Annotated in this window: 5 protein-coding genes; 1 reads left to right on the top strand and 4 read right to left on the bottom strand. The window is 73.7% G+C overall.

The genetic code is table 11. The features are described 5' to 3' along the window. Window positions 1-1402: DUF4132 domain-containing protein (locus SSNG_RS32070; RefSeq protein WP_042802489.1), on the top strand; the 1402-nt coding region annotated here is incomplete at its 5' end. 287 nt (window positions 1403-1689) lie between these two features. Here the strand turns inward: SSNG_RS32070 and SSNG_RS44320 are convergent. Genes SSNG_RS44320 through SSNG_RS32055 form a run of 4 tightly spaced genes read right to left on the bottom strand, consistent with a single transcriptional unit; the run spans window position 1690 to window position 5470 of the window. Beyond that, window positions 1690-1932, bottom strand: a complete 243-nt coding sequence (locus SSNG_RS44320) for a hypothetical protein (protein WP_241695169.1) — start codon at window positions 1930-1932, stop codon at window positions 1690-1692. A 39-nt stretch (window positions 1933-1971) separates the two neighbouring features. Beyond that, window positions 1972-2946, bottom strand: coding sequence for a hypothetical protein (locus SSNG_RS32065; RefSeq protein WP_007268103.1), 975 nt, complete (start codon window positions 2944-2946; stop codon window positions 1972-1974). Next, a complete protein-coding gene (locus SSNG_RS32060; protein ID WP_007268102.1) occupies window positions 2943-4235 on the bottom strand; it encodes an ATP-grasp domain-containing protein in 1293 nt (430 codons plus the stop codon). The genes SSNG_RS32065 and SSNG_RS32060 overlap by 4 nt, the downstream gene beginning before the upstream one ends. Beyond that, complete coding sequence (locus SSNG_RS32055; protein WP_007268101.1) at window positions 4232-5470, bottom strand: ATP-grasp domain-containing protein; 1239 nt, start codon at window positions 5468-5470, stop codon at window positions 4232-4234. The genes SSNG_RS32060 and SSNG_RS32055 overlap by 4 nt, the downstream gene beginning before the upstream one ends. Window positions 5471-5477: the final 7 nt, after the last annotated feature.

Below are 5477 nucleotides of genomic sequence, written 5' to 3'. Positions count from 1 at the left end.
GCTCCCGCAGGTCCTGCTGAAGTCGGGCGGGGCGCTGCCCGCTTCCGCCGTGGAGCACCTCCTCACCATGCTCGCGCTGACCACGCCGTCCTCGGAATACCCGGGGCTGGAGCAGGTGCGGGAGCTGTGCACGCGGGAGTCGCTGACGGCCTTCGTGTGGGAGCTGTTCACGCAGTGGCGGCTGGCGGGCATGCCGCCCAAGGAGACCTGGGCCCTGCACGCGCTGGGCCGGTTCGGGGACGACGGGACGGTGCGGGCGCTGACCCCGGTGATCCGGGCCTGGCCGGGCGAGGGTGCGCACCAGCGCGCGGTCGACGGGCTGGAGGTCCTCGCGTCCATCGGCAGCGATGCGGCCCTGCTGAGCCTGCACGGGATCGCGCAGCGGGTGAAGTTCAAGGCGCTGAAGCTGCGCGCCCAGGAGAAGATCGCCGCGGTCGCGGCGGAACTGGGACTGACCGCGGAGGAGCTGTCGGACCGTCTGGTGCCGGACCTGGGGCTGGACGCGGACGGGAGCACGGCCTTGGACTACGGCGCGCGCCGCTTCACGGTCGGCTTCGACGAGCGGCTGCGGCCGTACGTGCTGGACGAGGACGGGCGCCGGCTGAAGGACCTGCCGAAGCCCGGTGTCCACGACGACGCGGAGCGGGCGTCCGCCGGGCGCAAGCGGTTCGCCGCGCTGCGGAAGGACGCGCGGACGGTCGCCCCGGACCAGGTGCGGCGGCTGGAGGCCGCGATGGTGGACGGCCGGTCCTGGACGGGTGCCGCGTTCCGGCAGCTGTTCGTCGCCCATCCGCTGGTGTGGCACCTGGTGCGGCGGCTCGTCTGGCTGGTGCGGGACGGGGAGTCGGTGACCGCGTTCCGCGTCACCGGGGACCGTGCGTACGCGGACGTGTCGGGCGGGGCCGTGGAGGTCGCGGACGGGGCGGTCGTCACCCTGCCCCATCCGCTGCACCTCGCGGACGCGGTGGCGGCCTGGTCCGCTGCGTTCGGCGGTCTGGGCATCGTCCAGCCGTTCCCGCAGCTCGGCCGGGCGGTGCTGACCGTGACGGAGGAGGAGGCGGGCGGTGAGCGGCTCACCCGCTTCGAGGGCGTCACGGTGCCGGTCGGCAGGCTGCTCGGGCTCCAGAAGCGCGGGTGGGAGCGGGGGGTGCCGCAGGACGCGGGCGTGGAGCGCTGGTTCTCCCGCCGGCTGGGCCCCGAGCGCCATCTGGTGATCGGCCTCGAAGAGGGCATCGCGACCGGGCTGGTCGGCGAGTTCCCGGACCAGACGCTGGAGACCGTCTGGCTCGACACCACGCCCTGCGACTACTGGCACTCCCGTACGTACCCGCTGAAGTTCGCCGACATCGACCCGGTCCAGCTCTCCGAGGCGCTGACCGACCTGACGGAGCTGACCTCGTGAGCGGCGGCGCCCGCTCGGCGGCTGAACCGGGCCACCCGCCCCGGGGAACGTCAGGCCGCGCGGCGGGCGCATGACAGAAGGCCCCGGTCTCCGTGAGGAGGCCGGGGCCTTCGTTCGAGCGCTGGGCAGGCCTTGCACCTGCATTCCCCCACGGGAAGTGGGGTGTCTTTCCTTGGACCACCAACGCACCGTCCCGTTCGCCGTGTTCCGCGGCGGCGGGCTCGAGATCGACTATAGCCCATCCCCGCAGGTCGGCGCACGGGCCGGCTGGTCGCGCACCTCGCCGGTCAGTCGATCACGATCTCCGCCTCGAACCGGGCGCCCAGGGCCCGCAGCCGGCGCTCGCACTGCTGCCGGGTCGGCGCCGACAGCACCGCCGCCGCGAGGAAGTCCGAGGAGAGGGCCGCCTCCCCGAGGACCTCGCCCGGCTCCGCGTACACGCCGTAGTACCGCACCCAGGGCTCCTCCGGGGTGACCGGGATGCCGCGCACGGTGCCGGGCCGCTTCATCATCAGGACCTGGCCGGCCATGCGGAGGGGCTCCAGCCGGGCGCCTTCCGCGAGTCTTTTTCAGGACGTTTTAGCCGCAGTCCCGTCTGGGCTTGTTTTCTCCAGCTCCATCGGGTGCACCTCGAACACGGCGTCCAGCACCTCGCGGATCCGGGCGCCGCCCGGGCGGGAGGCGACCTCGCAGACTACGAGGCGGTCGTCGGGGGTGTGGAAGACCTCGGCGTGGAAGGCGTGGTCCGCCGGGCCGCCGAGGGCCGCGAGCGCGCTGTCCGCCAGCTCCAGCAGACGCGGGGTCAGCGGGTCCGAGGGCTCCAGGGTCAGGTCCACCCGGGCGCCGGGGTCGGCCTGGAAGGAGGACAGCTCGTACTGGTACTGGGACGGCCAGGCCATCACGGTGCGGCCGCCGACGACGACCCCGTCCACGTGGCACATCCGGCCCGGGACGTACGCCTCGGCCAGCAGGTCCTCGCGGGGGGCCGCGCCCGGTGCGTAGGCCCCGGCCAGGTACTCCTCCAGTTCCCCGGGGGTCCGTACGATCCGCAGCCCGATCGAGCCGAAGCCGTCGCGGGCCTTGAAGACGAGCGGCAGTCCGTGCTCGTCCGCGAAGTCCCGCGCGTCGTCGGCCGTGGGGGGCAGGGTGTGCGGGGCGACCTCGATGCCGGCCGCCTCCAGCCGCCGCTTCATCAGGGCCTTGTCCCGGAAGGGCAGGACCTCGTCGGGGAGCTGCCCGGGCAGGCCGAGCTTCTCGCGCAGCCGGGCGGCCCGCATCAGGTCCGCCTCGTGGGGGGCGACGACATGGGTGACGCGGTACTCCTCGGCCAGTTCGAGGGCGGTCCGGTCGAGGAGTTCCTCGTCCTCGAAGTCGTCGAGCACCACCAGCCGGCGGTAGCCGCCGTCGCCTGGGGGCACCTGCTCGCGGGCGCCCTCGATGCGGTCGCGGGCGGCGATCAGCACCACGCCGCCGTCGAGTTCCGCGAGCCAGCGGTCGTAGGGGAACGGGCCGAGCGGGAACCGGTGCAGTACGAGCGCGGTCACGCGGCGACCTCCAGGTCCAGGGCGTCCGCCGGCGCCTCGGCCGGGGTCACGTCGATGCGGATCTGCCCGGTCAGCCGCTCGCACAGGGCGATGGCGGCGTCGGTGTCGGCGGCCGTGACGGCCGCGAAGCCGAGCCGGTCCCAGTTGTCCCGCAGCGGGCGCACCGGGTCGCCGGGCGCCACGGACACCTCCACGGCGAGCACGTCGGGGCGGGCGGCGACCTCCGCCACTCCGGAGACGGCCGTGACCGTGCCCGGGTCGCGGAGCACGAAGCGGGTGCAGGCGCCGGCCCGGGCCTTCGGGGGCTCCGGGAGCGCTTCGACGAGGCCGAGCGGCCAGGCGACGCCGTAGCCGAGCAGGTCGATGCCGTAGGCCGCCTCGACCAGTTCGTTGATGTGGCCGCCGCCGACCCGGTTGTGGGACTCGATGACGACGGGGCCCCGGGAGCCGAGGCGCAGCTCGGTGTGGCTGGGTCCGTCGGTGACGCCCATGGTGTCGAGGAAGTCCTCGACGGCGGCCGTGATCCGGTCGTGCGCGTCCGGTGCCAGGCGGGCGGGCAGGGCGTGGCCGAGTTCCGCGAAGTGGGTGTCGTCGACGAGCTTCTCGGTCACGGCGATCACCACGTGGCGTCCGGCGAAGCTGAAGGCCTCCACGCTGAACTCGGGCCCGTCGAGGTAGGACTCCATCAGGAACTCGCTGACGGTGTAGAGGGTCGAGCCGCGGTCGCTGCGGCGGCCGCGCAGCTCCTCGATCCGCTCCCAGGTGGCGTCCAGTTCGGCGGGGGTGGAGACGCGGATCAGGCCGAAGCTCGCGGTGGCGTCGGTGGGCTTGATGATGAAGGGGTAGCCGGCGAGGGCGGCGAAGGCGTCGAGGGAGGCGCGGTCGGTGACCCGGTCCCAGTGGATCGACAGCTTGCCCCGTTCCGTGAGGTGCTGCCGCATCAGGAACTTGTTGCGCATGCGGCGGCTGGCCTCGGGGCCGGTGCCCGGGAAGCCGAAGTGGGCGTTCAGGCGGGCGGCCATGTCGAGTCCGGCCTCGGTGAGGGAGGCGACGGTGTCGAAGCCCCACACCTCGCGGGAGGCCTCGGCGAGCGGCCGCACGGTGTCCCAGTCGGTGTAGTCGACCATCAGGAGGACGTCGGCCAGCCCGGTCTGGTACGGGGTGATCTTGTCGGGGTGCTGGAGGAGCACCACGCGGACGCCCAGTGCCTTGGCCCGTTGTAGGTGTTGGTCCGTGGCGCCGACGAGTAGCAGGGTTCGGTCCGCGGCGCGCGCGGTCGGGGCGGTCATCGCAGGGCTTCCTTCGGGGTCTGGGTGGTCGTGGTGCGCAGGGCGGTGCGGGCCGCGGCGATCCGGTCGGCGGCCTCCGCGGGGGTCGGTGCGTCGACGACGGCGTAGCCGTGGCGGGTGCCGGAGTCGGTGGTGCGGGGCAGGACGTCGCCCGGGCCGTAGGGGAAGTGCACGCCGTGCACGTGGTCCCGGGCGCGCAGGTCGTCGAGGCCGTCGACGGACTCCAGGCGTCCGGCGGGGAGCTGGAAGAAGCCGATGGCGGCGTACCGGTGGGGTGCGGGGGCGGTGACGTCCTCGCCGGCCAGGCCCCGGAAGACGGCGGCCTCGATGTCGTAGCCGGTGGCGACCTCCACGAGCAGCGGGATCCGGTCGCCGCCGAGGCGGGCCTGGGACTCGACGACGCGCGGCCCGGCCGGGGTGAGGATGACCTCGGTGTGGGCGGGGCCGAAGGCGTAGCCGGTGAGGTCGAGGAGGGCGGTGACGGTGTCGCGGATGGCTGCGGCGTCGGCGGGGTCGAGGGGGGCGGGGTGGATGTGCCCGGTCTCGACGAAGCCGGGGGCTCCCGTGGTCTGCTTGGCGGTGATGCCGACGACGTGGTGGGTGCCGCCGGCGGTGAGGGTCTCGACGCTGAACTCGGGGCCTTCGAGGTAGTCCTCGATGATGAAGGGGCCCTCGAAGCCGCCCGCCTTGACCCGCTCGGTCCACTCGGCGAGGTCGGCGGCGGTGCGGACGAGGGCGATGCCGCGGCTGCCGGCCGTGTTGGTGGGCTTGACCACGGCCGGCAGTCCGAACTCGGTGAGCAGCGGCTCGACCTCGCCGAGGGTCTCCGCCCGGCGGGCGCGGACGGCGGAGACGCCGTGGGCGTTGAGCAGGCCGCGCATCGCGTGCTTGTCGTTGAGCAGGCGTACGGATTCGGCGGTGTTGGGTGACAGGCCGAGGGCCTCGGCCTCGGCGAGCACGGGGGCCATGGTCGCCTCGCTGCCCAGGTGCAGGACGTGCTGGACGTCGTGCTCGTGCGCCAGTTCGGCGACGAGGGCGCGCAGGGCCGCCTCGTCCCCGAAGTCGACCAGGGCCAGTTCCCGGGAGTGGGCGGCGACCTTGTCGAGGTATTCGGGTGTGCGCAGCGCGGGGTCCCAGATCGACCAGACCTCGAAGCCGGCTTCGACGGCCTTGCGTACGAGCTGCTCGTACGGCATCACCATCAGGAGGCGGCCGGGTTCGCGGGGCGGGGTCATGACGTGG

Source organism: Streptomyces sp. C, from assembly GCF_000158895.1.
GTDB lineage: Bacteria > Actinomycetota > Actinomycetes > Streptomycetales > Streptomycetaceae > Streptomyces > Streptomyces racemochromogenes.
The sequence above is the reverse complement of the archived record's forward strand: the minus strand, read 5'-3'. Positions and strand labels throughout refer to the sequence as shown.

Bases quoted from the DNA above. Each gene is read 5' to 3' on its own strand.
- SSNG_RS32055 (WP_007268101.1), bottom strand. From the start codon at position 5,470: ATGACCCCGCCCCGCGAACCCGGCCGCCTCCTGATGGTGATGCCGTAC.
- SSNG_RS44320 (WP_241695169.1), bottom strand. From the start codon at position 1,932: ATGGCCGGCCAGGTCCTGATGATGAAGCGGCCCGGCACCGTGCGCGGC.
- SSNG_RS32060 (WP_007268102.1), bottom strand. From the start codon at position 4,235: ATGACCGCCCCGACCGCGCGCGCCGCGGACCGAACCCTGCTACTCGTC.